Origin of the sequence: Pseudoalteromonas sp. CO325X, assembly GCF_004208955.1 — a bacterium.
Classification (GTDB): Bacteria; Pseudomonadota; Gammaproteobacteria; order Enterobacterales; family Alteromonadaceae; genus Pseudoalteromonas; species Pseudoalteromonas ruthenica.
In genome coordinates, this window is sequence record NZ_SGPG01000032.1 from 161,427 (window position 1) to 187,287 (window position 25,861).

General features: G+C 47.3%; 24 protein-coding genes. 13 read left to right on the plus strand and 11 right to left on the minus strand.

The annotated features are described in order from the left end of the window. The first annotated feature begins 122 nt into the window (after nucleotides 1-122). Nucleotides 123-500, plus strand: a complete 378-nt coding sequence (locus tag EXT46_RS16280) for a DUF3192 domain-containing protein (RefSeq protein WP_022946339.1) — start codon at nucleotides 123-125, stop codon at nucleotides 498-500. 30 nt (nucleotides 501-530) lie between these two features. Here the strand turns inward: EXT46_RS16280 and EXT46_RS16285 are convergent, their stop codons facing one another. Together EXT46_RS16285 and EXT46_RS16290 are read right to left on the minus strand one after the other, a co-directional pair. Next, entirely contained in the window at nucleotides 531-1,433 is a 903-nt protein-coding gene (locus EXT46_RS16285) for a diguanylate cyclase (protein ID WP_130148547.1), read from the minus strand. A gap of 169 nt (nucleotides 1,434-1,602) precedes the next feature. Continuing rightward, entirely contained in the window at nucleotides 1,603-3,003 is a 1,401-nt protein-coding gene (locus tag EXT46_RS16290; protein ID WP_022946341.1) for a PhoH family protein, read from the minus strand. 316 nt (nucleotides 3,004-3,319) lie between these two features. Here EXT46_RS16290 and rapA point away from each other — a divergent pair, with 316 nt between their 5' ends. The 3 genes from rapA to EXT46_RS16305 all read left to right on the plus strand — a co-directional run bounded on the left by rapA (nucleotide 3,320) and on the right by EXT46_RS16305 (nucleotide 7,860). Then, complete coding sequence (gene rapA, locus EXT46_RS16295; RefSeq protein WP_130148549.1) at nucleotides 3,320-6,211, plus strand: RNA polymerase-associated protein RapA; 2,892 nt, start codon at nucleotides 3,320-3,322, stop codon at nucleotides 6,209-6,211. Between the two features lie 42 nt (nucleotides 6,212-6,253). Next, nucleotides 6,254-6,907, plus strand: a complete 654-nt coding sequence (gene rluA / locus EXT46_RS16300) for a bifunctional tRNA pseudouridine(32) synthase/23S rRNA pseudouridine(746) synthase RluA (RefSeq protein ID WP_130148551.1) — start codon at nucleotides 6,254-6,256, stop codon at nucleotides 6,905-6,907. Between the two features lie 98 nt (nucleotides 6,908-7,005). Continuing rightward, complete coding sequence (locus tag EXT46_RS16305; RefSeq protein WP_165381148.1) at nucleotides 7,006-7,860, plus strand: DUF3530 family protein; 855 nt, start codon at nucleotides 7,006-7,008, stop codon at nucleotides 7,858-7,860. On the opposite strand, the gene djlA is transcribed toward EXT46_RS16305, so the two are convergent. Then, the gene (gene djlA / locus EXT46_RS16310; RefSeq protein ID WP_053911385.1) at nucleotides 7,857-8,696 is read right to left on the minus strand and encodes a co-chaperone DjlA; all 840 of its coding nucleotides are present in this window, start codon (nucleotides 8,694-8,696) and stop codon (nucleotides 7,857-7,859) included. The two genes, EXT46_RS16305 and djlA, sit on opposite strands and share 4 nt — an antisense overlap. 244 nt (nucleotides 8,697-8,940) lie before the next feature. Between djlA and lptD the strand changes: the two genes are divergently transcribed. The 8 genes from lptD (at nucleotide 8,941) to EXT46_RS16350 (ending at nucleotide 19,476) form a co-directional block, all read left to right on the plus strand. Next, nucleotides 8,941-11,262: an LPS assembly protein LptD gene (gene lptD / locus EXT46_RS16315; RefSeq protein ID WP_240701155.1), complete on the plus strand. Its 2,322-nt coding sequence runs from the start codon at nucleotides 8,941-8,943 to the stop codon at nucleotides 11,260-11,262. Between the two features lie 13 nt (nucleotides 11,263-11,275). Next, complete coding sequence (gene surA, locus EXT46_RS16320) at nucleotides 11,276-12,568, plus strand: peptidylprolyl isomerase SurA (RefSeq protein ID WP_022946348.1); 1,293 nt, start codon at nucleotides 11,276-11,278, stop codon at nucleotides 12,566-12,568. A gap of 5 nt (nucleotides 12,569-12,573) precedes the next feature. After that, nucleotides 12,574-13,566: a 4-hydroxythreonine-4-phosphate dehydrogenase PdxA gene (pdxA, locus tag EXT46_RS16325; RefSeq protein ID WP_130148555.1), complete on the plus strand. Its 993-nt coding sequence runs from the start codon at nucleotides 12,574-12,576 to the stop codon at nucleotides 13,564-13,566. Beyond that, nucleotides 13,563-14,369 carry a 16S rRNA (adenine(1518)-N(6)/adenine(1519)-N(6))-dimethyltransferase RsmA gene (gene rsmA / locus EXT46_RS16330; protein ID WP_130148557.1) on the plus strand — a complete coding sequence of 269 codons (807 nt, stop codon included), beginning with the start codon at nucleotides 13,563-13,565 and terminating at the stop codon, nucleotides 14,367-14,369. The genes pdxA and rsmA overlap by 4 nt, the downstream gene beginning before the upstream one ends. Further along, nucleotides 14,353-14,742, plus strand: a complete 390-nt coding sequence (gene apaG, locus EXT46_RS16335; RefSeq protein ID WP_022946351.1) for a Co2+/Mg2+ efflux protein ApaG — start codon at nucleotides 14,353-14,355, stop codon at nucleotides 14,740-14,742. Before rsmA ends, apaG begins: the two co-directional genes overlap by 17 nt. A 4-nt stretch (nucleotides 14,743-14,746) precedes the next feature. Further along, complete coding sequence (locus tag EXT46_RS16340; protein WP_053911388.1) at nucleotides 14,747-15,565, plus strand: symmetrical bis(5'-nucleosyl)-tetraphosphatase; 819 nt, start codon at nucleotides 14,747-14,749, stop codon at nucleotides 15,563-15,565. Between the two features lie 103 nt (nucleotides 15,566-15,668). Continuing rightward, nucleotides 15,669-17,684 (plus strand): methyl-accepting chemotaxis protein, encoded by a 2,016-nt coding sequence (locus tag EXT46_RS16345; RefSeq protein ID WP_130148559.1) that lies wholly within the window; start codon nucleotides 15,669-15,671, stop codon nucleotides 17,682-17,684. Nucleotides 17,685-17,814: 130 nt separating this feature from the next. After that, a complete protein-coding gene (locus tag EXT46_RS16350) occupies nucleotides 17,815-19,476 on the plus strand; it encodes an amidohydrolase (protein WP_130148561.1) in 1,662 nt (553 codons plus the stop codon). Here EXT46_RS16350 and EXT46_RS16355 read toward each other — a convergent pair. Further along, nucleotides 19,461-19,691 carry a YgjV family protein gene (locus EXT46_RS16355; protein WP_045979623.1) on the minus strand — a complete coding sequence of 77 codons (231 nt, stop codon included), beginning with the start codon at nucleotides 19,689-19,691 and terminating at the stop codon, nucleotides 19,461-19,463. The genes EXT46_RS16350 and EXT46_RS16355 overlap by 16 nt on opposite strands. A 248-nt stretch (nucleotides 19,692-19,939) precedes the next feature. Here EXT46_RS16355 and EXT46_RS16360 point away from each other — a divergent pair, with 248 nt between their 5' ends. Next, nucleotides 19,940-20,590: a Crp/Fnr family transcriptional regulator gene (locus EXT46_RS16360; protein WP_022946356.1), complete on the plus strand. Its 651-nt coding sequence runs from the start codon at nucleotides 19,940-19,942 to the stop codon at nucleotides 20,588-20,590. A 76-nt stretch (nucleotides 20,591-20,666) separates the two neighbouring features. Here the strand turns inward: EXT46_RS16360 and EXT46_RS16365 are convergent, their stop codons facing one another. From EXT46_RS16365 to rpmA, 7 genes are all read right to left on the minus strand, one after another. After that, a complete protein-coding gene (locus tag EXT46_RS16365) occupies nucleotides 20,667-21,230 on the minus strand; it encodes a phosphoribosyltransferase family protein (protein ID WP_130148563.1) in 564 nt (187 codons plus the stop codon). 109 nt (nucleotides 21,231-21,339) lie between these two features. Then, nucleotides 21,340-22,578 carry a uracil-xanthine permease family protein gene (locus tag EXT46_RS16370; RefSeq protein WP_130148565.1) on the minus strand — a complete coding sequence of 413 codons (1,239 nt, stop codon included), beginning with the start codon at nucleotides 22,576-22,578 and terminating at the stop codon, nucleotides 21,340-21,342. Beyond that, nucleotides 22,578-23,207, minus strand: a complete 630-nt coding sequence (gene upp / locus EXT46_RS16375; protein ID WP_053911398.1) for a uracil phosphoribosyltransferase — start codon at nucleotides 23,205-23,207, stop codon at nucleotides 22,578-22,580. The genes EXT46_RS16370 and upp overlap by 1 nt, the downstream gene beginning before the upstream one ends. Before the next feature lie 130 nt (nucleotides 23,208-23,337). After that, entirely contained in the window at nucleotides 23,338-23,709 is a 372-nt protein-coding gene (locus EXT46_RS16380; RefSeq protein WP_022946360.1) for a DUF3718 domain-containing protein, read from the minus strand. A 77-nt stretch (nucleotides 23,710-23,786) separates the two neighbouring features. Further along, nucleotides 23,787-24,278, minus strand: coding sequence for a type 3 dihydrofolate reductase (gene folA / locus EXT46_RS16385; protein WP_240701156.1), 492 nt, complete (start codon nucleotides 24,276-24,278; stop codon nucleotides 23,787-23,789). Nucleotides 24,279-24,329: 51 nt separating this feature from the next. Further along, nucleotides 24,330-25,487 carry an Obg family GTPase CgtA gene (gene cgtA / locus EXT46_RS16390; protein ID WP_045979625.1) on the minus strand — a complete coding sequence of 386 codons (1,158 nt, stop codon included), beginning with the start codon at nucleotides 25,485-25,487 and terminating at the stop codon, nucleotides 24,330-24,332. Nucleotides 25,488-25,598: 111 nt separating this feature from the next. After that, entirely contained in the window at nucleotides 25,599-25,856 is a 258-nt protein-coding gene (gene rpmA / locus EXT46_RS16395; RefSeq protein WP_022946363.1) for a 50S ribosomal protein L27, read from the minus strand. Nucleotides 25,857-25,861 lie beyond the last annotated feature (5 nt).

The following is a 25,861-nucleotide window of genomic DNA, read 5'->3' on the forward strand; positions in this document are numbered from 1 at the left end:
TTTCTAGGCCGAATAGACACCTTAATGATTTCATAACCTAATGATAATAAAGACAAATAAATATTGGCATTAAATTTGTTATCTTACCTAGGTGTTAACAATACTTAATAACGGATATAACAATGAAAAAAACACTTATTGCCGCTTTAGTCGCCCTTCCTTTACTGGGAGGCTGTGTTGTTTCAGTGAATGATGGCGATGCTGATGCTCGTTGGGCTGGCAGTGATTGGCAGCAGCAACAAAAAGACAACCGCACATATATTGCTGACTTGCAGCTAGGTACGGGGTTTGCGCAAGTGAAAAATTCTTTGGGAACGCCAGATTTCAGTGAATCTTTCCGCCATCAACAAGACAACTATCAAGTGTTATTTTACGCCACGCAAAGTAAAAAGTCTGATGGCAAAATCTCAAAGGACGAATGCACCCCTTTGGTTTTTGCTGATGGCGCCTTAGTCAGTGTAGGTGACAGCGCCTACCAAGCGCTTATCAATAAGCTATAAACGTTCAGCCACCCATAGGGGTGGCTTTTCTTATGCGAAAAATACAATGGTGTTGCGCCCTTGTTGCTTCGCTTTATAAAGACCCTTGTCAGCGCGCTCTATAAGCTGTGATTCCGATTGCGCATCACCAAAACCAGGATAGGTGGATACCCCCATACTGATAGTGACATGGTCAGCAACAGGCGAGTCTATATGCGCCACGTTAAGCTCTTCTATAACGCGTTTTAGCTTTTGTGCCAACGCCATGGCTGTCCCCTCTTCACTCCCTGGCAGCACAGCAGCAAATTCTTCACCGCCATAGCGAGCGACGAAGTCACTACCACGTTGACAATTGGCCACCAAGGTTGAAGCCACTTTCTTCAAACACTCATCACCGCGTTGGTGGCCATAGTGATCGTTGTAACGTTTAAAAAAGTCAATATCAATGAGCACCACAGACAACGGCAGCCCAGCGCGGACACTACGCCGCCACTCCCGCGAGAGCTGTTCATCAAAATAGCGGCGATTGGGGATTTCGGTTAAGCCATCGATACTGGCCAGCATCTCTAACAGGTCGTTCTTTTGCTTGATAGTCAGCTGGTTTTTAACGCGCGCGCGCACTATGGCACTACCAAAGGGTTTGGTTATGTAGTCCATGGCTCCGAGCTCAAGGCCTTTAGCTTCATCAACGAGAGAATCATTGGCGGAAATGATAATGACAGGAATAGGCTGGGTGCGCTCATCATGCTTAAGCTTACGCAGCGCTTCGTAACCATCCATACCGGGCATGACTATGTCCAGCAAGATCAGATCAACACTGTTAGTCGCTAACCACTCAAACATGGCCTCAGCACTTTCGACACCAAACACTTTGTGCTTGGGGCTCAGCGTTTTCTCCAAAACCACCCGATTTAACTCGTCATCATCGACAACAAGAATGCGCGCTGGCCTCATTTAATTGTCCCATCTGTCTAAACCGCTCACAAAATCAATGATAAAGTATGATTTTAATCACGTATAATCCGCAATTTAACGTATTTACCCAGTTTAGACATAAATACCTAACAATTCACTGAATATATGGCAGAAATTAGCCACATACACAGTGAATTAGCTTGTATGCTTAGAGGTTTTCTTCAGCAAATGAAGCAAGGCGACTGCGCACCACACCGTTTAGATTTACGGTGGCACTGCCCTCAAAATGCTTAAAGCGCTCAACGATATAGGTCAAACCCGATGTCACTGGGGTCAGATAGTTACTGTCTATTTGCGCCAGATTCCCCGAACAAATCAATTTAGTGCCCGCCCCGCAGCGCGTGATGATCGTTTTCAACTGTGAGGCTGTTAAATTCTGGCTCTCATCAAGCAATACCACGGCATTTTGGATACTACGCCCACGCATGAAGTTCACCGATTTAAACTGAATATTGGCTTTTTCCATAATATAGTTGCGACTGGAAATCGGGTTCTCATCGCCTTTGTGCAACACCTCCAAAGAATCAGTGATCGCTGCCAGCCAAGGCGCCATTTTTTCTTCCTCTGTGCCTGGCAAAAAACCTATAGACTCCGCTATTTCAGGGGTGTTGCGGGTCACAATTAGTTTGTCGTATATACCTTTTTCGATGATCATTTCAAGGGCGGCCGCTAAGGCTAAAATCGTTTTGCCGCACCCTGCCGGGCCTGTGAGTAACACCAGTTCGATATCTGGGTCGAGCAAGGCATCCATGGCCATGCCTTGGTAAATATTTTTTGGTTTAACGCCCCAGGCGCTGCGCGCCAATAGCCGTTCGACTCCTAGGTCTTTTAGGGTTATATGTGCTTCATCATAGCCAACTACACGAGCCGCGAAATGGCCACTGTCATCAAGCAAATATTCATTGGCAAAGACATCAGGTACTAACTCTCTGGCAACGTGATGAAGCGCATCGCGCCCTTGCTGCTCGGTTTCACACTCTCCGACATGCTGCCAGAAATCCCCCTCTATTTTTTTATACCCTGAGGTCAGTAGCGTAATGTCATCAATCAGTTGGTCTGTACGGTAATCTTCAACATAATGCAGACCCGCACCTTTGGCTTTAAGACGCATATTGATATCTTTGGTCACTAGCACCACTTTGGCGTCGCTGTACTGCTTTTGCAGATACACTGCGCAGTTAATGATGCGGTGATCGTTTTCATCACCAGGCAGCCCAGAGATGCTATCTGCAAATAAGTGATCATTAACAATAATGAGCTTACCCCGAGGCGCTTCTGGTGCACGTTTATTACTGGGTAATAGCACCCCCTGCAACATTTGCTCTGGGGTGGCATCGCGCAATACTTCATCGAGTGCACGAATAGCCACTCGTGCATCGCGACTCACATCACGTTTGCGATCTTTTATGTGGTCGAGCTCTTCGAGGACAGTCATTGGCACAATTACATCGTGTTCTTGGAAAGAGAGGAAGGCAAGGGGTTCGTGGAGTAATACGTTGGTGTCGAGCACATACATTTTACTACTGGTAGCGTGGCGGTCTTGGTCCATAGCGCGTTCCTATTTGTCTTTTATTGTATGTATGCCGCCGCAGCTCAATAAACAGCCTGAATCAGTAACGGCATACTTCAAGTTTAGTCTATGGATTACAAAAGACGCTTTTATGACAGTAAAAAAGACGGCGAAAATCACACTTTTTTGTTTGCAAAAACGCCCTTCTTTTGCTGCTGTATATAAAACACACAAGCGTAGAAACTTTTCTGCGTTTTGTGGTGATAATCAATCAAGAGCACGCTAATATAGCCGCCTTTTTTGCTTGGGCCAACGCGCTCAAGCCTAGGTAAATCAAAGTCGAGTCGAGCAAGTAATGAATTTTTCCTTAGGTCAACGTTGGATCAGTGATACCGAGTCCGATTTAGGATTAGGTACCGTAGTTGCATTGGAAGGACGCCAAGTCAGCATTCTTTTTCCTGCAAGCGGGGAAAACCGGGTCTATGCACAAAGTGAAGCCCCCGTTACCCGTGTAAAGTTCAATCCTGGCGATACTATTCGCAGTGCTGATGAATGGGAACTTGAGGTCAGCGAAGTAACACAAAGCGATGGCTTATATACCTACGTAGGCAAACGTCTTGATAATGACGAACCGGTGGAACTCAAAGAAACTTTTCTCGATCATTTTATTAAGTTTAATAAGCCTCAAGACAGGCTTTTTGCTGGTCAAGTAGACCGTTTCGATCGTTACACGCTGCGCTACAACACGTGGCAACATCGCTACCAGCGCGCGCAGTCACCACTAAAAGGGTTAATTGGGCAACGCGCTAGCCTTATTGAGCACCAATTGCATATTGCCCGTGAGGTGGGACAACGTTTTGCCCCGCGCGTGTTACTCAGCGATGAAGTGGGTTTAGGTAAAACCATTGAAGCCGGTATGATTTTGCACCAACAGTTGCTTACCGGCCGCGCTGCGCGCGTGCTCATAGTCGTGCCGGAGAATTTACAACATCAATGGCTAGTAGAAATGCTGCGCCGCTTTAATTTGCAGTTTGCCATTTTTGATGAAGAGCGCTGCGCCGAGGCCTATGCCGACAGCCCCAATGTGTTTGAGACCGAACAGTTGGTGCTCACTAGCTTAGAATTCCTAACCAAGAAAAAGCGCTGGTTTGAACAAGCAACCTTGGCAGATTGGGACCTTATGGTGGTTGATGAAGCCCATCATCTAAGCTGGTCGGTGGATAAACCCAGCACCGAGTATCAGCGCATTGAAGAGCTCAGTCGCGATATTGCCGGTCTTATTTTGCTTACCGCCACCCCAGATCAGCTTGGCCACCAAAGTCACTTTGCCCGTTTGAAACTGCTCGACCCTGACAGGTTCTATGACTACGACGCCTTTGTTGCCCAAGAGTCACATTATCAAGACATTGCTGACGCAGCCAATAGCGTACTCCAAGAACAAGCTCTGAGCACTGAACAACAGCAAGTACTTACCAACCTGCTAGGTAGCGAAGCGCAAGCACTACTTGCCGGTATTGCTAAGGGCGATGAGCAAGCGAAAGCCAGCATGCTAGAGCAGCTTCTGGACCGTCATGGCACAGGGCGCATTTTATTCCGTAACAGCCGCAGTGGCATAAGCGGCTACCCCGAGCGTATATTGCACACCTACCCAATGGCAATGCCGTCGCAATACCAAACCGCGATGAACGTAATGGGCAGTTTAGGCAGCTCAGGGCCGGCTGAGCTCAACGCCATGCGCGCGCTGTTCCCAGAGAAAATGTTCCAAGAATTCGAAGGCCAAGACAGCAGCTGGACACAGTTCGACCCTCGGGTACAGTGGCTTATCGACACCCTTAACGCCAATAAGCCGCAAAAGATGTTGGTGATTTGTGCTAAAGCCGAAACCGCGTTAAGCCTTGAGCAAGCACTGCGTGAACGCGAGGGGATCAAGGCCGCACTGTTCCATGAAGGCATGAGCATTATTGAACGTGACCGCGCCGCCGCATTCTTTGCCGACATTGAAGACAGTGCTCAGGTCCTTATTTGTTCTGAGATTGGCTCTGAGGGGCGCAACTTCCAGTTCGCTCACCACCTCGTGCTGTTCGACTTGCCGCTCAACCCAGACCTTCTAGAGCAGCGCATTGGCCGCTTAGATCGTATCGGCCAAAGCGAAGACATTAAAATTCACGTGCCTTATTTTCAACACACTGCGCAAGACACCCTGCTGCAGTGGTATCACCATGGCCTGAATGCCTTTGAACACACCGCCAGCACTGGGCATATTCTCAATCAAGAGTTTGGCGATGAACTCATCGAGCTGCTGGCTGATGGCAGCTACCAAGATGAACCGCTGCAAGCACTGGTACAGCGCGTTCATACGCGTTACCTAGCGCTCAAAGCGCAAATGGAATCAGGACGTGACCGGTTATTAGAGCTGCACTCCAGCGGCCAAGGTCAGTCTGAGCACCTAGTGCAGGATATCAATGCCTTAGATCACAGTTTTGAGCTGCCCAGCTACATGATCAATGTGTTTGATATTTGGGGTGTAAACCAAGAAGACAAAGGCGAAAATAGCATTATCCTCAAACCCACGGAGCACATGCTCGGTGCCACCTTCCCCTGCTTAAAAGAAGAAGGCATCAGTGTCACTTTTGATAGAGACACGGCGCTTGCGCAAGAAGATTTGCACTTTATCAGTTGGGATCACCCCATGGTCGAAGGGGCGATGGAGATGATCTGTGATGACGATTTTGGCACCGCTTCGGTGGCGCTGTTTAAAAACAAAAAACTGCCAGCCGGCACCTTCTTTGTTGAATTGGTTTACATCGCCGAAGCCATGGCTCCGAAATCGTTACAGTTAGGCCGCTATTTACCGCCGACGCCCATACGACTCTTACTGGATAAAGGCGGTAACGACCTCAGCGCCAATGTTGCCTTTGAGACCTTTAATCAGCAATTAAATGCCGTTGGCAGACAAACGGCATCGAAGCTTGTGAACGCATTGCAAAGTGCCATTCACCCGCTGATTGAGCAAGGCAATGAGCAGGCGCAGGTGCACATGGAGCAACTACGTGAACAGGCCAAACAGAGTATGCATCAGGCACTGGATACAGAGCTGACTCGCCTGCAAAACCTGAAAGAAATCAATCCGAATATTCGTGACGAGGAGCTCAGTTATTATCGTGATAACAAGCAGCAAATGGATGATTACATCGACAAAGCCAAGGTTAAACTCGATGCCATTCGCTTAATCGTTGTCAGCCACTAAGCATTTCTTTAAAATGGCCGGCCTTATCTAACGGGGCTGGCCATGCTGTTACACTACAATCCACCGCGCACTCCTTATCTGCGCATTCTTTACCAAGATGATGACTTATTAGTACTGGATAAACCCAGTGGCTTACTCAGCGTTCCCGGAAAAGACCCCAAGCATGCAGATTGTGTGATCCGTCGCGCTAACCTTGTTTTTCCTAGCGCCAAAATTGTGCACCGCCTGGATATGGCCACCTCCGGGGTTATTTGTCTGGCATTAAATAAAGCCGCACACCGCCACCTAAGTATGCAATTCCAAGAGCGGCAAACGGCCAAGCGTTACCTTGCTCGGGTTGAGGGTCACCTAAAAGAGCAAAGTGGTAGCGTCGATTTGCCCCTTATTTGCGACTGGCCAAACCGGCCAAAGCAAATGGTCGATCATGACCGAGGGAAACCCTCACTCACGCATTATCAGGTGCTTGATTATGAGCAGGACGCCACCCGCGTTGAGCTCACCCCGATCACCGGGCGCAGTCACCAGTTACGCGTACATATGCTTAGCCTAGGACATGTGATCCTCGGCGATAGACTTTACGCCCACGAACGTGCCAAAGCGCGAGCAGATAGGCTACAACTACACGCCACTTGGCTACAGCTACGCCATCCTAGTAACAAAGAGGTGATGGAGTTCACCGCTTCGTGTCCGTTCTAAACTTTTTATGGCACTGGCCGATAGCTATGTAGATATAAAATAATAGAGAGTGTTTAACGTCTGTGCTGCGATTGATACTGATATTAATAGGGTTGCTCGTGCAATGGCCAACCAATGCCAGCCCGGCCCTCGATAGGCATTACTTAGCTAGCCTCGATGAGACACAAACGCTACTCGCCAAAGGGGAAGAGTTTAATGTGGTGTTTCGCCCACATATGGCTTCAGAGCATCGCGGTGTCGTGCTTATGATCCCGAGCATCGATGATCCCTATGGTAATCAACGTGGTTTTATATTTTTACGGGCACTGCTCAGTGAGCGTGGCTACAGCAGCTACCTCTTAATTAACCGCCCAGCAACACGTGACGATGAGCAACAGAGCGAAGCTGCTCAGCAAGACGCTAACGAAGAACAGCAACAAGGCCAAGCGCAGCAATCTCAGGAGCCGCCTCCACAACCCGCTGACGAAACCGAGCAGCCGCAACCCAGTTATGTCCCTGGCTATCAACAAGCCATCTCCTCTGAGCTGTTGGATAAAGAACAACAGCGCTTAAGCGCACAACTAGTTAGTCTACTAGAGCGGGCACAAGAGCAAGGCAAAGCGGTTAGTGTGTTCGCTGCTGGGCGCAGCGCCGGCTTACTCAGTGAGTACTTTGTCGATAATCTACAGGTGGATATTAACGCGTTTATTGCTGTGGGCGCCTACTTGCCGATCCCTACGCGTCACCATCATATTAGTGCCAATTTATCAGTGATGCCCCCTGCGGTGCTCGACGTGTACACCCCTTTTGATCATAGCTGGGCCACGCAGCAACGGCCACAGCGACGACTCTGGGCAGAGAAAAACAGAAAGCTTGATTACCGCCAACGTACATTGTTCGCTGAGCTTAGTGAGCAGCAGCAAATACACCGCCTCGCAACGGAAATCGACGGTTTTCTGCGGCGCTTATTCTAAGCCTTTAGGTACTCATACGCCGCTTGGATATCCTGGCTTTTCTTTTGCGCTAACTTCATCATATGCTCAGGAAGGCCCTGGGATACCAACTTATCTGGGTGGTGCTGCGCCATCAACTTGCGGTAGGCCTTTTTTACAGTGCGCGCATCCGCTCCCTCTTCCAAACCAAGAATATCCAACGCCTGACGACGATTCATACCGGCATCGCTGGTACTTGATGTGCGCCCTTGATGATGTTGTCGTTGCTGCTGTTGAAAGCGTTGTTGCTGTTGGCGAAAAGCAAATTCGGCTTGGTAGCGTTTGAGGATAAAGTTAAAATGGGTTTTACTGACACCCAGCCCTTTGGCGACCTGCTCCAACAGCGCTTTTTCTTGCTCAGCTAAGTGGCCATCACTGAAGGCCATCTGAATTTGGATTTCCAAAAATAACTGCAACATATCGAAGCGCCCGGCAAAATGCTCGCGGAACTCTCGCAGCGTCGCATTCATGGAGAAATCAGCCTCTTTACCCGCGCGAAATGCATGCTGAGCTTCGCGCTTGTCCTCACCACTTAAGCCCATTTCATCCATAAACTGTGTGGCTGCACGAATATGCATCTCGTTGACGCGACCGTTGGACTTCGCAATGTGCCCCATGACAGCAAAGCAACTAGAGAAAAATAAGGCTTGGCGCTGAGATACATCTTCGTGGTTAAAAAAGCCACGAAAACCGCCAGCACGGTCAAAGTCCTGCTTTAAGCTTCTATCGAACATGTGCCCAACGAACAGCCCCAATAAGGCGCCAAGAAACTTACCAAACATAAAGCCAAAGCAGGCACCAAGAAGCTTGCCCCACATCACCAAAATACCTCTGAAAACCAATGTGCACCACATAGTGACGAAAAATCATCGAACTAACAAGCGAAAGCATGGCCCAGTAGCGCACCTAGTTGTATACCCTAGCGCTTTTATCGCTAACAATTTTTAACCCTTATCCGCTGACATCGCTTTGTCAGCGGATGTAATTACGGAAAAATTGCTTTATTATGTCATGCTTATTTCCAGTGCACTTGGCAAGCAACATTAAGTTTAAGGGAAGTCGATGAATAAATTGTGGGGCATGGTTATTCTCGCCCTGTATGGTGCCAGCGCAGGCGCTGTTTTTGCGCGTACAGCAGAGCTTGCGGCCAATACCGCTTCGGCGCAAGAGCACACAGATACCGATAAAAAACAGTTATCACAAAATATTAAGGTAGCGCACTGCTTAGCTGCTTCACGCCCTGCGCCTTGGCAAGCCCCTAACTTACCCTTGGGTCTAGTAGAAATTGTTTCCGACGATGTTGAATTAATAGGCCAAGATAGTGCTCAGTTTGACGGCAACGTCAACATCAATACGCGCACCATGAGCTTACAAGCGCAGTCGGCACTGATTGACAAACAACAAGGCTTATTAAATGCGACTGGACCGCTCACTTACCGAGACGGTGTTTCTAAAATCACCAGTCGCGGCTTAAATGCAAGCTTAAACGACTCTAATATCAGCCTTCTTGGTGCCGATTATCAGCTCACTCAACAGCAAGGCCGTGGTGGCGCTGAACAACTTCAAGTTAATGAGGACGCCTTAGAGCTGAGTAATGCCAGCTTCACGACCTGCCCGGTCGATAGCGAAACCTGGGCAATCAGCGCCGATAAAATCATTCTTTCGCAAAAAGAAGGTTGGGGCGAGACCTACGGTGCCACGCTGAAAATTTATGATACTCCGGTGTTGTATCTGCCCTATTTTACCTTTCCTATCGATGATAAACGCAAAACAGGGTTTTTAGCACCACAGATTTCCAGCTCAAACCGATTTGGCGTGGAGACTATCACTCCTTACTACATCAACTTGGCTCCCAATTACGACCTCACATTGACGCCGCGCTATATGTCCAAAAAAGGCATTCAGCTGCAGTCTGAGTTTCGCTATTTAACCCCGAGCAGCCAAGGCTTGCTGGGGCTCGAATACTTAGATTCAGATAAAAGTGAGCGCGAGCTTGGAAACCGTTATTTATTCCACTGGCAGCAGCAGAGCTATTTTAGTGATGTCTGGCGTGCAGGAGTTGATATTACTAATGTGAGTGACGATAACTACCTCACTGACCTGAATTCTAATTACGCCAATAAGACCGACACCCACTTAGCCCGTACGGGGGTTCTTACCCATTTGGGTGAGCGTTGGCGCACCGATATACAATTGCAAGATTATGAAGTTCTGGGCGACCATCTTGAGTCCTACACAACCTTGCCTCGCATCGGTTTTACTCAGACAAATGCTTATAAATTGGGTTGGTTTGACGCCACAGTAAGCGGCGAGTTGAGCCATTTCCGTAACAGCACACGAACTATTGATGAAGCCACACGAGTGCACATAGAACCGCAACTGCGTTTTAGTGAAGAGCGTTATGCTTGGTCATTTCTCTCCGAGTTCAGTGTGCTGCACACTTATTATGACCAGCAAGGTAATCTTGAAGGGACGCAGTATGAGCAAACGGTAAACAGAACTCTACCGAAAGTTCGCCTATACAGCCAACTTAACTTCGAGCGCGACACCAGCTTACTCGTCGAAGATGGTATTCAAACTCTGGAACCACAAATTCAATATTTGTACACCCCCAACAAAGACCAAAATAACATTGGCCTATTTGATACCACCAAGCTCCAAGACGACTTTTATGGCCTGTTCCGCGATCGTCGCTTTTCCGGTGTAGACCGCATCGCTGCGGCTAACCAAATTACCCTCGGGGCGACAACGCGTATCTTTGATAAACAAAATGAGGAATTATTTAACCTCAGTGTCGGGCAAATATTCTATCTCTCTGATTCTGCTAAACCCACAGAGCAAGACTTTGCCGGCGAAAACAATTACAACGCGCTATTCGCCGGTGAGGCCATGTGGCATTGGCACCGTCGTTGGTACCTCTCTGGCGGCATTCAGTACGACACCGATGGCAAGCAAATAATCCAATCCCATGTAACCCTAGATTATAAGGGCGACGATAATGAGTTGGTGCAGTTGAACCATCGCTATGCAAACGATGTCTCAGGGAATACAATTGAGCAAATAGGTATGTTTACCAGTGTCCCAATTGACGATAACTGGCAATTCGTGGCCAGCTACCACCGTGATATTGAAACCGGTCGTAGCATCGAAGTGTTCAGTGGTTTACAGTATGAGTCATGTTGTTGGGCAGTGCAGATCACTGGCCGCAGACAAATAGAAACGGACTTAAACCAAAGCATAAACCAAGAGCAAGCCATCTTCGACTCGGGGATCGGCATCAAATTTGTCCTTAAAGGACTTGGAGGCAAGAGCAGTTATGATGCACAAAAGTTACTTAGAGAAGGCATTTTTGGCTACCGTCGCCCCTATTTCCTTACCAATTAAAGCAATAAAAAGTATGAAATTCAGACGTTTTTTAGCAACAACTTTATTTGCCCTAGGGTTATCTCAGGGTGTACAAGCGCAAGAACAACTTATTGACCAAGTCGTAGGTATCGTTAACGAAGGGGTGATCCTTGAAAGTGAAGTGGATGCCATTGTTAACCGAGTAAAAGCACAAGCCAAAGAAAGTGGTCAAGATCTTCCCACTGACAGTGCCTTACGTGTGCAAGCTATTGAGCGACTCGTCAATCAAACCTTACTGATGCAAATGGCTGACCGTATGGGGTTAGAAATCTCCGATGGCCAGCTTGATCAAACTCTTGCAACCATGGCTAAAGACCAAGGCGGTACGATTGCCGACATGCGTCGCTCAGTGGAAGCTTCCGGTGAAAGCTTCGCCCAATTCCGTGAAGATATTCGTAAAGAGATCACCACTCAGCAGGTACTGCGCGCTAACGTTGATCGTCGTATCTACATTAGCTTGCAAGAGATTGAAAACCTTTTGCAAATTATGGAGCAGCAAGGCGGCAACAGTGAAGAATATGATATTGGCCATATTCTTATCGACATTCCCAGCTCTGCAACGCCAGAGGAAATTGCCAGTGCGCAAGACCGTGCAGCTAAAGTTATTGAATTACTTGAAGAAGGCCGAGAGTTTAAACGTATCGCAATCGCCTCATCCAGTGGCTCGAAGGCGCTCGAAGGTGGACAGCTAGGGTGGATGAGCACCAATGAAATGCCTTCATTATTTGCCGAGGCAGTCAAAGGTAAGAAAAAAGACACGATTGTTGGCCCATTGCGCAGTGGCGCGGGCTTTCACATAATTAAAGTACAAGACGTGCGTGGCCGCCAAGTGGTGGAAACAGTCGAGATGCGCTCACGTCACATTCTTCTCAAGCCCTCAATTATATTGAGTGAAGAGAAAGCACGCTCAATGCTTGAAGGCTTTGTCAAAGACTTGCGTGCCGGTGATGCTGACTTTGCCGAATTGGCGAAAGAGTACTCTGAAGACCCGGGCTCAGCGCTTAAAGGGGGTGAGTACGATTGGACCGACCCTACTACCTATGTGCCTGCGTTTCGCGATACGTTAATGTCGCTAGAAAAAGGCGAGATCAGTGAACCGTTCCGTTCCACTTTCGGCTGGCACATCGTGCAGCTGTTAGATAAACGCGTCGCCGATAAAACCGATTTAGCGAAGAAAAACCGTGCTCAGCAGCTGCTCTATAATCGTAAGTTCAAAGAAGAGAGCTTTGCGTTCCAGCAGGAGATCCGCGAGCAAGCGCACATTGAGATCTTCGCAGAGGATTAATGGTTATGACCTTACGTATCGCCATTACTCCGGGGGAGCCGGCTGGCATAGGCCCGGATTTATTGCTTGAATTAGCACAGCAGCAGTGGCCCGCACAGCTGGTCGCTATTGCTGATGCTAAGCTATTGCAACAACGAGCCAAAGCGCTGGGTCTGCCTCTACGGTTAACGCCTTTTGATGAGCAAGCCCCTGCCCAGCCCAGCGAAGCGGGTGAGTTGTATATCCATCAAGTCGATTTAGCAACGCCTGTGGTGGCTGGTGAACTTGATGAGAAAAATGGCGAATACGTGCTTGATACTCTGCGTATCGCCTGTGAGAAAAACATGGATGGCACGTTCGATGCCATCGTCACAGGCCCAGTTCACAAAGGTATCATTAATAAAGCGGGTATTTCTTTTAGCGGGCACACCGAATATTTTGCACAACAATCAAATACCCCGGATGTCGTGATGCTGTTAGCAACACAAGGACTGCGAGTTGCGTTAGTCACCACGCACATCCCGCTGGCCTATGTAGCCAAAGCTATTACAGAAGATCGCTTGAAAAAGGTAATTGGTATTCTTGAGCACGATTTACGTACTAAATTCGCAATTGCCAAACCCCGCATTTTAGTCTGTGGTTTAAACCCACACGCTGGCGAAGGCGGGCACCTTGGCCGTGAAGAAATTGAAGTGATCACTCCGACCTTGGAAGCGCTAAATCAACAAGGTATGAACTTAGTGGGCCCCCTTCCTGCAGACACCCTTTTCCAAGATAAATACCTCAATGAGGCGGATGCAGTACTGGCTATGTATCACGATCAGGGGTTGCCTGTGTTAAAATATAAGGGTTTTGGAAATTCCGTAAATATCACCCTTGGCCTTCCTTTTATTCGCACCTCAGTCGATCACGGCACTGCCCTTGACTTAGCTGCGAGTGGCCAAGCAGACGCTGGCAGTTTTCGCGTTGCTTTAAATGAAGCAATCAAAATGGCGAGCAAAAAAGCTAAGAGACAATGACAGATAAATTACACCTAGGCCACTATGCTCGAAAGCGATTCGGGCAAAACTTTCTTCATGACGAAACCGTCATTGATAAAATAGTCACCGCTATCGACCCGCGTCCGGGCGATAACCTAGTCGAGATTGGCCCTGGTTTGGGCGCAATCACCGAACCGGTGTGCGAGTTGACTGACCACCTTAACGTGGTTGAGCTTGATAAAGACTTAGCCGAGCGCCTGATTCACCACCCTTTTATGGCGCCGAAGCTAACGGTACATCAAGGCGATGCGATGAAATTCGATTTTTCCTCGCTGCTACGCAACGACGCCAAATTAAAAATATTTGGTAATCTGCCTTACAATGTTTCAACACCACTGCTATTCCATCTATTCAACTTTGTTGATGAGGTAGAGCATATGCACTTTATGCTGCAAAAAGAGGTGGTTAATCGTATGGTCGCAGGTCCTGGTAGCAAAGCCTTTGGCCGTTTGAGCGTAATGACACAATATTACTGCCATGCCATTCCTGTTATTGAAGTGCCGCCTAATTGCTTTAAACCAGCACCTAAGGTGGATTCGGCCGTGGTACGCTTAGTGCCTAAAGACAAAGCACAACGCTGCGCTAAAGATACTAAGTTACTTAATACCGTGTGTTTAGAAGCGTTTAATCAGCGCCGTAAGACACTGCGAAATAGCTTGAGCAATTTATTGGATGAAGCGCAGCTAAAAAGCCTAGGTATCGATCCAAGTTTGCGAGCAGAAAGCCTGAGTTTACAACAATTTATTGAGATTGCGAATTGGTTATATGACAACAAGCAGTAGTACAGATTCAGCGATTAAAGTGAATGTCGAGACCTTCTACGTTGAAGGTCAATCGGAGCCAGAGCAAGACAAATACGTATTTGCTTATAACATCACGATAAAGAATCACAGCCTGAGTAGCGCCAAGCTCGTCAGTCGTTATTGGCTTATCACCGACGCTAATGGCAAAGAAGTCGAGGTAGAAGGTGAAGGCGTGGTTGGTGAACAGCCAACCATCGGCCCGGGTGAGAGTTACAGTTATACCAGTGGCGCTGTGTTAGAAACTCCCGTGGGCACCATGCAAGGCTACTACGTGATGCGCAGCGAGTTTGGCAATGAGTTCCAGGCGCCCATTGATGTTTTCCGCCTGAACTGCCCCAACATTTTACACTAAGCTCATGGCGTTATATGCAATAGGTGATCTGCAAGGCTGTTATCATGAATTTGATGCACTGTTGCGGCGCGTTAATTTCAACCCCAGCCAAGATCATCTCTATTGTGTAGGTGATATCGTTGCGCGCGGCCCCGACTCGCTGTCATGTCTGCGCCGACTTGTGCAATTGCAAGGCAGTGTGAGTGTCACCTTAGGTAATCACGATTTACACCTACTGGCTTGTGCAGCATTAAATAAAGAACCCAACCCAAAAGACAAACTCGCCCCTTTATTTGCCGCCGACGATTTTGATTCCTTACTCGCGTTTTTACGTAACCAACCCTTAGCTCTTTGGTTAGCGCCACTGAACACGCTGGTATGTCATGCTGGCTTGTCTCCACATTGGTCACTTACGCAAGCTCTTGAGCAAGCGCAACAAGCGCAGCGCTGTTATCAAGGAAAAGACGCGGCTCATTATTTCGCGCACATGTATCAAAACAGGCCTGTAAAATGGTGCGATTCTCTCAGCGAAATGGAAAAGTTTGTCTATACTATCAATAGTTTCACCCGCATGCGCTTTGTGGAACCCAGCGGTGCTTTAAACCTAAAAGAAAAAGGTAAACCAGGGTGCGATGATCAGCTTGTACCTTGGTTTGCTCACAGCCATCGTCAGCATGATGATTTTGACATTGTATTTGGGCATTGGGCGGCACTAGAAGGTAAAACAGGGCGAGATAATGTACATGCTTTGGACACAGGATGTGTTTGGGGTGGCAGCATGACTCTGATGGACTTGCAGAGTAAGAAAAAAGTTGTAAAGCAATGCGAATTTTTATCGCAATAAGCTGATAAAAACGCAAAAAGTTGTTACATTTTAGCAATAGTTACCTTAATTTATCCTTAATCCTGCCGATAAGTTAAGATATTTTATGTAGTTAGGAACATCTATGAAGCTTACTGTGAGTCAACGTATCTGGGGTGGATTCATCTTTATCACCCTCCTCCTTTTGGTTATAGGTGGCAACTCTCTTGTTCGCATTGCGAATATTGATAGCTCGACGCAAAGTGTTAACCAACTTTCTTTACCTGCTTTAGATAAAAGCTCTGAGCTACAAGTTGAATTTGTGCTCATGAGTAAAGCAGCATTGGGCGCCTACAATAGCGAGGATGAAAAGTCCCTTGCTGAGCTAAAGCAAGCTTACAATAAAGAGCAAAAGCGCTTTGATAAGTCCATGGCTAACCTTATGGATGTGGTTGCTAATGAGCCAGAATTAAAACAGCTCGCGCAAACCGTAGAAAAAACTTACACACAGTTTGAGAGCCAAGTCACTCAGCTGTTTAACAACAAAGCGAAAGCGCTGGCACTTCGCAATACACTGCGCAGCCAGTTTGACGATATCGACTTAAATGCAGAAGATGCCATTTCTGTGGTTCTTGATATTTCTGACTTAGACGGCCTAGAAGAAGACTCACCACGCGCTTACCAGGCAGTTACGCAATTGGAAAATAACCTCACCGCGATTGCCACCACAGGCAACGATATTCTGTCTGTTAAGAATAAACAAACACTGGAAATTATTAAGAACGACCAGCTGTTTTATATGGACGAGCTTGAACGCTCAATGGGACTGATTGAAGAAGCTGTAAGCGCTAAAGATGCGTCGCTGTACAGTGATTTAAATACCTATGTGAGTACCATTAGCGATGCGGTTAAAGGCTCAAGTTCACTTGCCGCAAACAAGTTGGAATTACTTAACACCTTAGATAAAACCACGGTTAATCTTGAAAACTCAGAAGTAACCACTGAGCAGGCGATCAAAAACCTGACCACCTTAGTGAAGCAAGTGAATAACCTTGCCTTCAAGCAACAAGAAGGTGTACGTGCTGATGTCAGTGCCGCTAACCTGTGGACTTGGTTAGGCATGATCATAGCCACCATCATCGCAGTGATTGTTGCTTATTTCACCGTAAGCCGTATTACTAAACCATTGAGTGAGGTAAACAGCGTGCTTAATATTGTTGCCTCAGGAGATATGACGCAGCGCTTAGACGACAGTGCACAAGATGAATTCGGTGAGCTGGCACGCAGTTGTAATACCCTAATTGACAGCTTGCGAGCTTTGATTCAGGGCATCATCTCGCGTTCAACGCAACTTGCTGCAGCATCAGAGCAGACGTCGACCATCACCTCTGAGTCAAGCCACGCAATTCAATCGCAGCGCGCTCAGGTAGAGCAAGCCGCGACTGCCACAACCGAAATGAGTAGTACTTCTCAGGCGGTGAACGACAGTGCTCAACAAGCACTGAGTGAGATTAAGAATGCCGACAGCGAAGCTAGTCGTGTTAAAGGGATCTCTAACCAAAACAAAGAGACTATCGAACAGTTGGCTATTGAAGTTGATAACGCCTCACAGGTTATTAATCAGCTGCATCAAGACAGCGCATCAATTGGCGGTATCTTGGATGTTATTCGTGGCATTGCCGAGCAAACTAACCTCCTGGCATTGAATGCTGCCATCGAAGCCGCACGAGCAGGCGAACAAGGGCGAGGCTTTGCCGTTGTAGCTGATGAAGTACGCTCATTGGCAAGTAAGACACAAGAGTCGACGCAAGAGATTCAAAACATGATTGAATCGCTGCAAACCGGCGCTCAAGCTGCTGTAGAAGCGATGTCGAAAGGCCGTCAACAAGCCGAGTCTTGTGTTGAGCAAAGTGAACATGCAACCACTGCGCTAGACTCAATCACTCACGCCGTTGCCACCGCACACGATGTGAGCGAGCAAATCTCATCGGCAGCGATGGAGCAACAGCAAGTGTCGCAAGAAATAAGTGAGCGCTTGGAGCAAATTGTTTCTATCGCTGAGCAGACAGCTCAAGGGGCCGACCAGACTTCAGAGTCAAGTACTGAAGTGGCCAAGCTCGCTGAAGAACTGCGTCAGTCTGTAGACCGCTTTAAGGTTTAAACAGCCAAGTGCTGATGATAAGGGCCGCTTTAGCGGCCCTTTTTGTTGCTGCTTAATTATCCTCCCCTTCCCGGCTGTTCCCTTGCGTATAAATTTGCTACATTCACAAAGCTGCTAACAGAGGATAAAAATGATGAAAAACAAACTCGTTGCACTATTAATGATGTGCTCTATACCTTGCACAGTATTGGCACAAACCACGGTTATTCATAACATAAAAGGCTATACACCCACTCAAAAAGGCGAGCTTGAGACCTTTGCAACCTTAGTGATTAAAGATGGCCGAGTGATCAATCGCGGCAAAGCACAACTTAGTAAAAGCTACCCAGATGCAAAGCGCATCGACGGCCAAGGTAAGGTGCTACTTCCTGGCCTTATCGATGCACACGGTCATATCATTGGCTTAGGGCAAAACCTAATGCAGCTTGATTTACGCGGTGCAACCTCGGTTGCAGAGGTGGGAAAGCGTCTTCAAGCGTTCGCCGCACAGTCTGAACAGCCATGGATTATAGGTCGTGGCTGGAACCAGGAACTTTGGCCTGGAAAAACCTTCGCCAGTGCCGCAGATTTAGACAAGTTCGTAAGCGACAGACCCGTGGTATTAAGTCGCGTAGATGGTCATGCTATTTGGGTCAACTCCAAAGCCATGGAGTTAGCAGGTCTTGATAGTGAGGTAACAAGCCCAGCCGGAGGTGAGATAATACGCACTGCTCAAGGGAATCCGAGCGGCGTGTTTATAGATAAAGCAGAGCAGTTGATCACAGCACACATTCCCAAGCGCAGCGAGCAAGCCCTCGCCACAGCCTTAGATAAAGCCGGTCAACATTTATTAAGCTTAGGTATTACCAGCGCCCATGATGCCGGCATCGATTTTGATACTTGGCAACTGTATAAACAACGTGCCAAAGACAACAACCTTCCGCTGCGCATTTACGCTATGCTCGGGGCCACCGATGCCAAGCTCGAAGCCATGCTCAAAGCTGGTAAAGTCGATGATAATGAAGACATGTTGGCTATTCGCAGTGTGAAAGTGTACGCGGATGGCGCGCTAGGCTCTCGTGGTGCCGCCCTACTGCAAGACTATGCCGACAGAAAGGGGCATCGAGGCCTGATGCTTGAGGACCAACAACAGCTCGAGGATATTTTCAGTTTATGCTTTAAGCATGGTTTCTCCGCTCATACCCACGCTATAGGCGACAGAGCCAACCAAATAGTGCTTAACGCCTACGAGAATGTCTTTAAACGCACAGGTGGTATTTTGCTACGTAACCGTATTGAGCATGCGCAAATTGTTGATACCGATGATATCCCGCGCTTTAAAGCACTTAAGATTATTCCTTCTATGCAGCCGGTTCATGCCACCTCTGACATGCATATGGCCGAGCAACGCTTGAGCGACTCACAGCTAGAAGGCGCTTATGCGTGGCGCACATTTCTAGAGCAAGGCTCTCGTGTGGCAGCGGGTTCAGACTTTCCCGTGGAGCTTGCGAACCCTTTCCATGGTCTTTATAGCGCTATCACACGTCAAGACCATCAAGGCTTACCTGAGCAAGGTTGGCGTCCTAAAGAATTGCTCTCGCGCGAACAAGCTTTGCGAGCATTCACACTAGACGCTGCCTACAGCGCCTTCCAAGAGTTTAAGGTTGGCAGTTTAGAAAAAGGCAAGTGGGCAGATTTTATCCTTGTCGACACCGACATTATTCATGCCCCGGTGCAACAGGTATGGCAAACCAAGGTGTTAGAAACTTGGTTGGCAGGCCAGCGTCGCTACCAGCGTCAGCCTGCGCTTTGACGTTTAGCCTGTGCTAATTTGTGCAAGTGATAGATGTTAACAACAGAGAGTAAGGCGTTGGTCAGTGCCACTGGCCACGCCGCAATGGCGACCCCATAGGCAGTGAACGCGATACAGCCGGCGAGATTAAACCAACGCAGTTTCACGACATCGCTCATCGCCAGTGACGTAACTAACAAAGCAGAAGCGACATAGCCTAAATATTCCCAGGTCATTTGTTCTCTCCTCTGCTTTAAGTTAGCATAAACCTCGCTTGTTATAAGCCATTGTCGGCGACATCGCGAGAATAAGATAAAAAAGCCAATTCACACCACTGAGTAAAAACGAATAAGTAAACACGGGAATGATTAAACCTATGACGGACTCAGTCTCTGTGCGTAAATTGGCATAAAAAACGCTACATTTTCATCGTAGCGACATATTGGTGTAACAAAAAGGACAATTGTCCCAACGAGTTTTGACTATGTTTCAATATCATTTTTCTACCGACTTGGTAGAGCAGCTACTTCATTTCACTGGCAATCGCTACCAGCAGCAAAAAAAGGAAGTGCTATTACACCAAGATCAACCGCTTAAAAAGCTGGTACTGGTGCGCAGCGGTACCGTGTCTTTTAGCTACGATGTGGGCAATGGGCGACGTTTGCTTTTAGGTCAGCTTGATTGCAACAACACCCTTATTGGGGAAATAGAAGCGCTCAACAATCAGCCCTGTATCTATACCGTAACCTGCTTTAGCGATGTAAGTTATAACCTTATTGAGCTCAAGCATTGGCGCCAAGTATTGTTAGAGAACCCCCAACTGAGCTTGTACACAGCGCAAACTATAGCCGCGAAGTTTCAGGAAAACCAAAAGGTTAACCTTGATAAACTGTTACTGCCGCTAAGCTATAATATTGCCAAAGATTGCTTAATGCGGGCACAAAACAACAACCCTACCTTGTTACGCGCCTATCCCACTGTGAGCGCCGAGGCTGAGCGCTTTGCCACCACAGAGCGGGCTTATCGACGCGTGGTTACCGAGCTGGTTGATAAAGGGCTTATTGTACGCAGTAAAGAAGGCTTACAAACAATTGATGTGTCAGCTTTAGAGGAGTTTGTAGAAAGCTTCACGTAAGTGAGCTCAGAGCACAAGCTTGCCCCCACTTGGGTTGTAAAAATGGGATAAACAAAAGCAGCTTACGCTGCTTTTTTTAATCGACTAATAAGTCTTTAATGTTGGCTAAATCCGATTTACCTTCAATCAATTCCTCAGTGGTTAACCCTGAAAGTTCATGAGGGAACACCAGCCACTCATCCGATTCATGAATGTAATAGTCAGGCTTCATAGGAACTTTAGTATTTTTCGGCTTATAGTATGGGCAAGCTACGCGAATGTCTTTAGGCAGATTCAAACGCATCAATTCTGCTAACTTTTCTTTTAATGCAAAAATACTGCGTCCTGAGTCGAATACATCATCCACAATCAGGAGTGAATCACCTGCATTGGCATTTTCAATGATGTAATGCAAACCGTGTACTTTGATCTCTTTCGATTGCTTACCAATACCATAGTAAGAAGAGGTACGAACGGCGATATGATCGGTCTCTATCCCTTTATAATCATAAAACTCTTGTACAGCAATCCCAATAGGAGCACCACCGCGCCAAATACCAATAATAAAATCTGGACGGAAGCCGTCCTTATAGACTTGCGCAGCAACACGAAACGAATCTTCCAATAGTTGCTGTGCGGTAATATAAAGCTTATCTGACATAAGTTGCCCCTAGTTTGTGGTGGCTGAAGTTGAACACTGTGTCTTAGTGTGCCGCCACCAAACGATAACGTGTGGCGGCAAATTCTATCGCATTTTCAGAATAAATGCTCTAGCCTTGCACTGACGATTGCTTTTTACTGGGTAAAACAAGATTGAGCACAATGCCAAATATGGCGCACAAGCTAACGCCTTGCAGGGCAAATTCATTACCACCTATTTGCATACCGCCAATACCCAACACCAAAATAAGTGCAATAATCACTAAGTTGCGTGGTTCACTCACATCCAAATCAGCCTTTAATAAGGTTTTTAATCCAACCACAGCAATAGAGCCAAATAACAAAATCATAATGCCCCCCATTACTGGGACCGGAATAGTTTGCAAACCCGCCCCCATTTTGCCTATAAACGCCAGCAAAATCGCGATAACGGCGGTCCAAGTCATAACCTTGGGATTGAAGTTCTTGGTCAGCATCACTGCACCGGTGACCTCTGAATAAGTGGTATTGGGCGGTCCGCCAATACTGGCAGCAAGGCTCGTCGCGACGCCATCTCCCATCAGTGTGCGATGTAAGCCCGGTTTTTTTAGGTAGTCTTTACCGGTAACCTGACTAATAGCCATCATATCGCCAATATGTTCAATAGCAGGCGCAATGGCCACAGGGATCATAAACGCCACGGCCTGCCACTTAAATTCTGGCGCGCTGAATGCAGGCACTGCGAGCCATTGGGCATTGTTGATCACCGCAAAATCGACTACGCCAAAGGCCAACGACAAGCCGTAGCCAACAACAACACCCGCTAAAATAGGCACTAAACGCCACACTCCTTTGCCAAACACAGCAAAAACCAGCGTTGCCATCAGAGCCGCCATGGATATCCAAATTGCATGATCATAGGCCACTAATTGGGTGCTGCCATCACCACTTTTGCCCATGGCCATATTCACTGCCACAGGCGCCAGCGCCAAACCTATAACCATGATCACCGGGCCAACAACCACCGGTGGTAACACGCGGTGCAGCATGTCCGTGCCTTTCAAGCGAACAAGTACGCTCAGTAACATGTAGGCGACACCTGCAGCCATTAACGCACCCATGGTAGCGGCACTGCCATACAATTGGTTACAGGCAATAATAGGTGCGATAAAAGCAAAGGACGAAGCTAAAAATACCGGAACTTGCCCGCGAGTAATAAGCTGAAATGCCAATGTGCCAGCCCCGGCAGTAAACAATGCGACGTTCGCATCAAGGCCAGTTAATAAAGGAACTAGAACCAAAGCACCAAAGGCGACAAACAACATTTGCGCGCCGGTGAGGATGGTTTTAGGTGCAAATAAAGGCGTCATTAAACGGTACCAAAAATCTTGTCTCCGGCATCTCCAAGCCCTGGCACAATGTATCCTTTTTCATTGAGGTGGTTATCAACTGATGCAGTATAAATATCAATATCTGGGTGTGCTGCCAGTGTCTTTTCTATCCCCTCTGGGGCAGCGACTAACACGATCACTTTAATTTGTGTACAGCCTGCTTTTTTCAACATATCTAAGGTCGCAATCATTGAGCCACCGGTGGCCAACATCGGATCGATAACTAGGCTCAGGCGCTCATCAATATTGCCGACCAGCTTTTCGAAGTAAGGCACCGGCTCTAAAGTTTCTTCATTGCGCTCAAGGCCAACAACACTTACTTTCGCCGCAGGGATCAGGTGCATCACCCCCTCTAGCATCCCCAAACCAGCGCGCAAAATAGGCACTACGGTAATCTTTTTACCTTTGATGCTTTGCACTGACAATTCATTTCCTTGCCATCCATCAATGGTTTTATCTTCTAACTCTAAGTTTTGAGTTGCCTCATAAGTAAGTAATGTACCCACTTCCGATGCTAACTCACGAAAACTTTTGGTACTAATGCCGTGTTCGCGCATTAAACCTAGTTTATGTTGAACAAGAGGATGATTGATTACATGAACTGCCATATTGATTTCCTGAAATGTTGTCGTAACTGCTATTTTATCTCAGTATAGGAAGAGAACTGAATGGCTATCGCCAATTATAGGCAAAAAAAAACCATGGACTTGGCCATGGTTTCTTTTTTGTAGACGGTGCTTAAAGACCGGCACGGTCCTTAATGGCTGCGATCAGCGGTGAACCCGCGTGATTGCTTGTTGCCCAATTTAAATCGGCGCCATCTTCTAGTGAACTTTTCGGTAAGCTTTTAATGATGTACTCGCCGGTGTCAACTGCGTTGCTCGCAACTGCGTGACGGACTAGGTTGTTGCCATTACACTTTACAGCATCGCTGATATCACGAATCTTAAGGCGTGCTGAGCGCAGCGTCTTACGTAAACGGTTTTTATCATCTGCAGCAATATACTCACAGATACTAATAGCTAGGCGATCATTCGCACTTGCAGGAGTGGTATACAGCGCACTTCCAGCTAATACGGCAGTAGCGATAAGCGTTGACATTAATTTCATTTGTAGCACCCTTTAATACTTTTTTCTTACAAAGTAGACTAATAGTTTACCAACAAGCACTAATTTTATCAATCAACTCACACTTCTTTATTAAGTGTAACAAACTCGTAGTTATGTGGATTCGTCGCATCTTTACTATGGCTAACCCGCTCTACACAGCGCCACCGGCCAACTTGCTCATAATCAGGGAAACGAGTGTCGCCTTCTACTTGCAAATCAATAAAGGTCAGATATAAGGATGAGGCTAAGGGTAAAAACTGCTCATAGATATGCCCGCCACCGATGACCATTACCTCTTCAACATCCTCAACTTGCGCTAGCGCTTGTTGCACCGACGTAACCACTTCGGCTCCTTCAAAAGCATAGTCTGAGTTGCGGGTGATGACAATATTGCGTCGTCCTGGAAGCGCTCGCCCAATAGACTCTAGCGTCTTACGACCCATAATAACGGGCTTACCTAAGGTCACTTGCTTAAAATGCTTTAAATCGGCTGGAAGATGCCATGGCATATCGTTGTCTTTGCCAATTATGCGGCCTTTGGCCATGGCCGCAATCATCGATATTTTCACTACAGATATCCTATATACAAAAGGGCGCAAGTGCGCCCTTCATAACAGTTGTTAACGTTCGTAAATGATCTCTACGTCGTAGTCGTCATCATCCCAATCGTCCCAATCATCGTCATCACTGTCTTTAGTGGCATGACGGTGGTAGGTGTCCCACTTAAACTCAACTTCTTCTTGTTCCTGCTCTTGCGCGAATTTTTCTTTCGGCATGGACTCAAGAAGTTGCATAATATCTTGGCATAACGCTTGGGTGTTCAAGCCGCTCGCCGCTGAAATTTTATAAATATCATGCTCGACACCTAGCTCATTAGCAATGCGGTTACATACCTCATCTACTTCGCTTTCATCGAGTAAATCAATCTTATTAAAAACTAACCAGCGCGGCTTGTCAGCCAACTTAGGGCTGTATTGGTGTAGCTCATTAATAATGGCAAACGCATTGTCTAAAGGGTCTGAGCCGTCAACAGGCAACACATCGATGATGTGTAATAACACTCGGCAACGCTCTAAGTGTTTCAAAAAGCGTATCCCTAAACCGGCACCATCAGACGCCCCTTCGATAAGCCCTGGAATATCAGCAATAACGAATGACTGCCCAGAGGCCGGGCGTACTACACCGAGGTTGGGTATCAAGGTCGTAAATGGATAATCGGCCACTTTCGGCTTGGCTGCGGAAACGCTGCGAATAAAGGTCGACTTGCCGGCATTAGGTAAACCTAACAATCCCACATCAGCAAGCAACATCAATTCAAGCTTGAGATTACGTACTTCGCCTGGTGTTCCTAGGGTCTTTTGACGTGGTGCACGGTTGGTGCTTGATTTAAAGCGCGTGTTACCAAGACCATGAAATCCACCTTTTGCTACCAGTAGTTTCTGTCCATGCTTGGTTAAATCCCCTAACCCTTCTTGCGTATCAACATCGGTGACTCGCGTGCCGACGGGCACTTTCAAGGTAAGGTCTTCACCTTTTTTACCTGTACAATTTCGACTTTGGCCATTGGTACCACGTTGGGCCCGATGAAAACGCTCGAATTGGTAATCAATTAAGGTGTTAAGGTTTTCGTCTGCTTCTAAGTAGACACTGCCACCATCACCGCCGTCGCCACCATCAGGGCCGCCGTCTGGGACATATTTTTCGCGTCGGAATGACACCACGCCGCTGCCGCCGTCGCCAGCTTCTGCACGGATTTCGACTTCATCAACAAATTTCATGATTTTTCACTTAGCGGATCTGCGATTGAATACCTGTATTATACAAGTTTATATGTATTGAAAACAAAAAACCCCGCAAAAGCGGGGTTTTTCTGTAAGCTGGGTTACTGATTATTCAGCAACGATGCTTACGTATTTGCGACCTAGGGGACCTTTTTGTTCGAATTGAACTTTACCATTTGATGTTGCAAATAGTGTGTGGTCTTTACCCATGCCTACGTTTGAACCCGCGTGGAAACGAGTACCACGTTGACGTACGATGATGTTACCCGCAAGAACTGATTCACCGCCAAAGCGCTTAACACCTAGACGTTTACTTTCTGAATCACGACCGTTACGAGTACTACCAGCTGCCTTCTTATGTGCCATCTTTC

Excerpts from the sequence above, each read along its gene's own strand:
- EXT46_RS16280 (WP_022946339.1), top strand. The coding sequence starts at position 123 with ATGAAAAAAACACTTATTGCCGCTTTAGTCGCCCTTCCTTTACTGGGA.
- EXT46_RS16285 (WP_130148547.1), bottom strand. The coding sequence starts at position 1,433 with ATGAGGCCAGCGCGCATTCTTGTTGTCGATGATGACGAGTTAAATCGG.
- EXT46_RS16290 (WP_022946341.1), bottom strand. The coding sequence starts at position 3,003 with ATGGACCAAGACCGCCACGCTACCAGTAGTAAAATGTATGTGCTCGAC.
- rapA (WP_130148549.1), top strand. The coding sequence starts at position 3,320 with ATGAATTTTTCCTTAGGTCAACGTTGGATCAGTGATACCGAGTCCGAT.
- rluA (WP_130148551.1), top strand. The coding sequence starts at position 6,254 with ATGCTGTTACACTACAATCCACCGCGCACTCCTTATCTGCGCATTCTT.
- djlA (WP_053911385.1), bottom strand. The coding sequence starts at position 8,696 with ATGTGGGGCAAGCTTCTTGGTGCCTGCTTTGGCTTTATGTTTGGTAAG.
- lptD (WP_240701155.1), top strand. The coding sequence starts at position 8,941 with ATGAATAAATTGTGGGGCATGGTTATTCTCGCCCTGTATGGTGCCAGC.
- surA (WP_022946348.1), top strand. The coding sequence starts at position 11,276 with ATGAAATTCAGACGTTTTTTAGCAACAACTTTATTTGCCCTAGGGTTA.
- pdxA (WP_130148555.1), top strand. The coding sequence starts at position 12,574 with ATGACCTTACGTATCGCCATTACTCCGGGGGAGCCGGCTGGCATAGGC.
- rsmA (WP_130148557.1), top strand. The coding sequence starts at position 13,563 with ATGACAGATAAATTACACCTAGGCCACTATGCTCGAAAGCGATTCGGG.
- apaG (WP_022946351.1), top strand. The coding sequence starts at position 14,353 with ATGACAACAAGCAGTAGTACAGATTCAGCGATTAAAGTGAATGTCGAG.
- EXT46_RS16340 (WP_053911388.1), top strand. The coding sequence starts at position 14,747 with ATGGCGTTATATGCAATAGGTGATCTGCAAGGCTGTTATCATGAATTT.
- EXT46_RS16345 (WP_130148559.1), top strand. The coding sequence starts at position 15,669 with ATGAAGCTTACTGTGAGTCAACGTATCTGGGGTGGATTCATCTTTATC.
- EXT46_RS16350 (WP_130148561.1), top strand. The coding sequence starts at position 17,815 with ATGATGAAAAACAAACTCGTTGCACTATTAATGATGTGCTCTATACCT.
- EXT46_RS16355 (WP_045979623.1), bottom strand. The coding sequence starts at position 19,691 with ATGACCTGGGAATATTTAGGCTATGTCGCTTCTGCTTTGTTAGTTACG.
- EXT46_RS16360 (WP_022946356.1), top strand. The coding sequence starts at position 19,940 with ATGTTTCAATATCATTTTTCTACCGACTTGGTAGAGCAGCTACTTCAT.
- EXT46_RS16365 (WP_130148563.1), bottom strand. The coding sequence starts at position 21,230 with ATGTCAGATAAGCTTTATATTACCGCACAGCAACTATTGGAAGATTCG.
- EXT46_RS16370 (WP_130148565.1), bottom strand. The coding sequence starts at position 22,578 with ATGACGCCTTTATTTGCACCTAAAACCATCCTCACCGGCGCGCAAATG.
- upp (WP_053911398.1), bottom strand. The coding sequence starts at position 23,207 with ATGGCAGTTCATGTAATCAATCATCCTCTTGTTCAACATAAACTAGGT.
- EXT46_RS16380 (WP_022946360.1), bottom strand. The coding sequence starts at position 23,709 with ATGAAATTAATGTCAACGCTTATCGCTACTGCCGTATTAGCTGGAAGT.
- cgtA (WP_045979625.1), bottom strand. The coding sequence starts at position 25,487 with ATGAAATTTGTTGATGAAGTCGAAATCCGTGCAGAAGCTGGCGACGGC.
- rpmA (WP_022946363.1), bottom strand. The coding sequence starts at position 25,856 with ATGGCACATAAGAAGGCAGCTGGTAGTACTCGTAACGGTCGTGATTCA.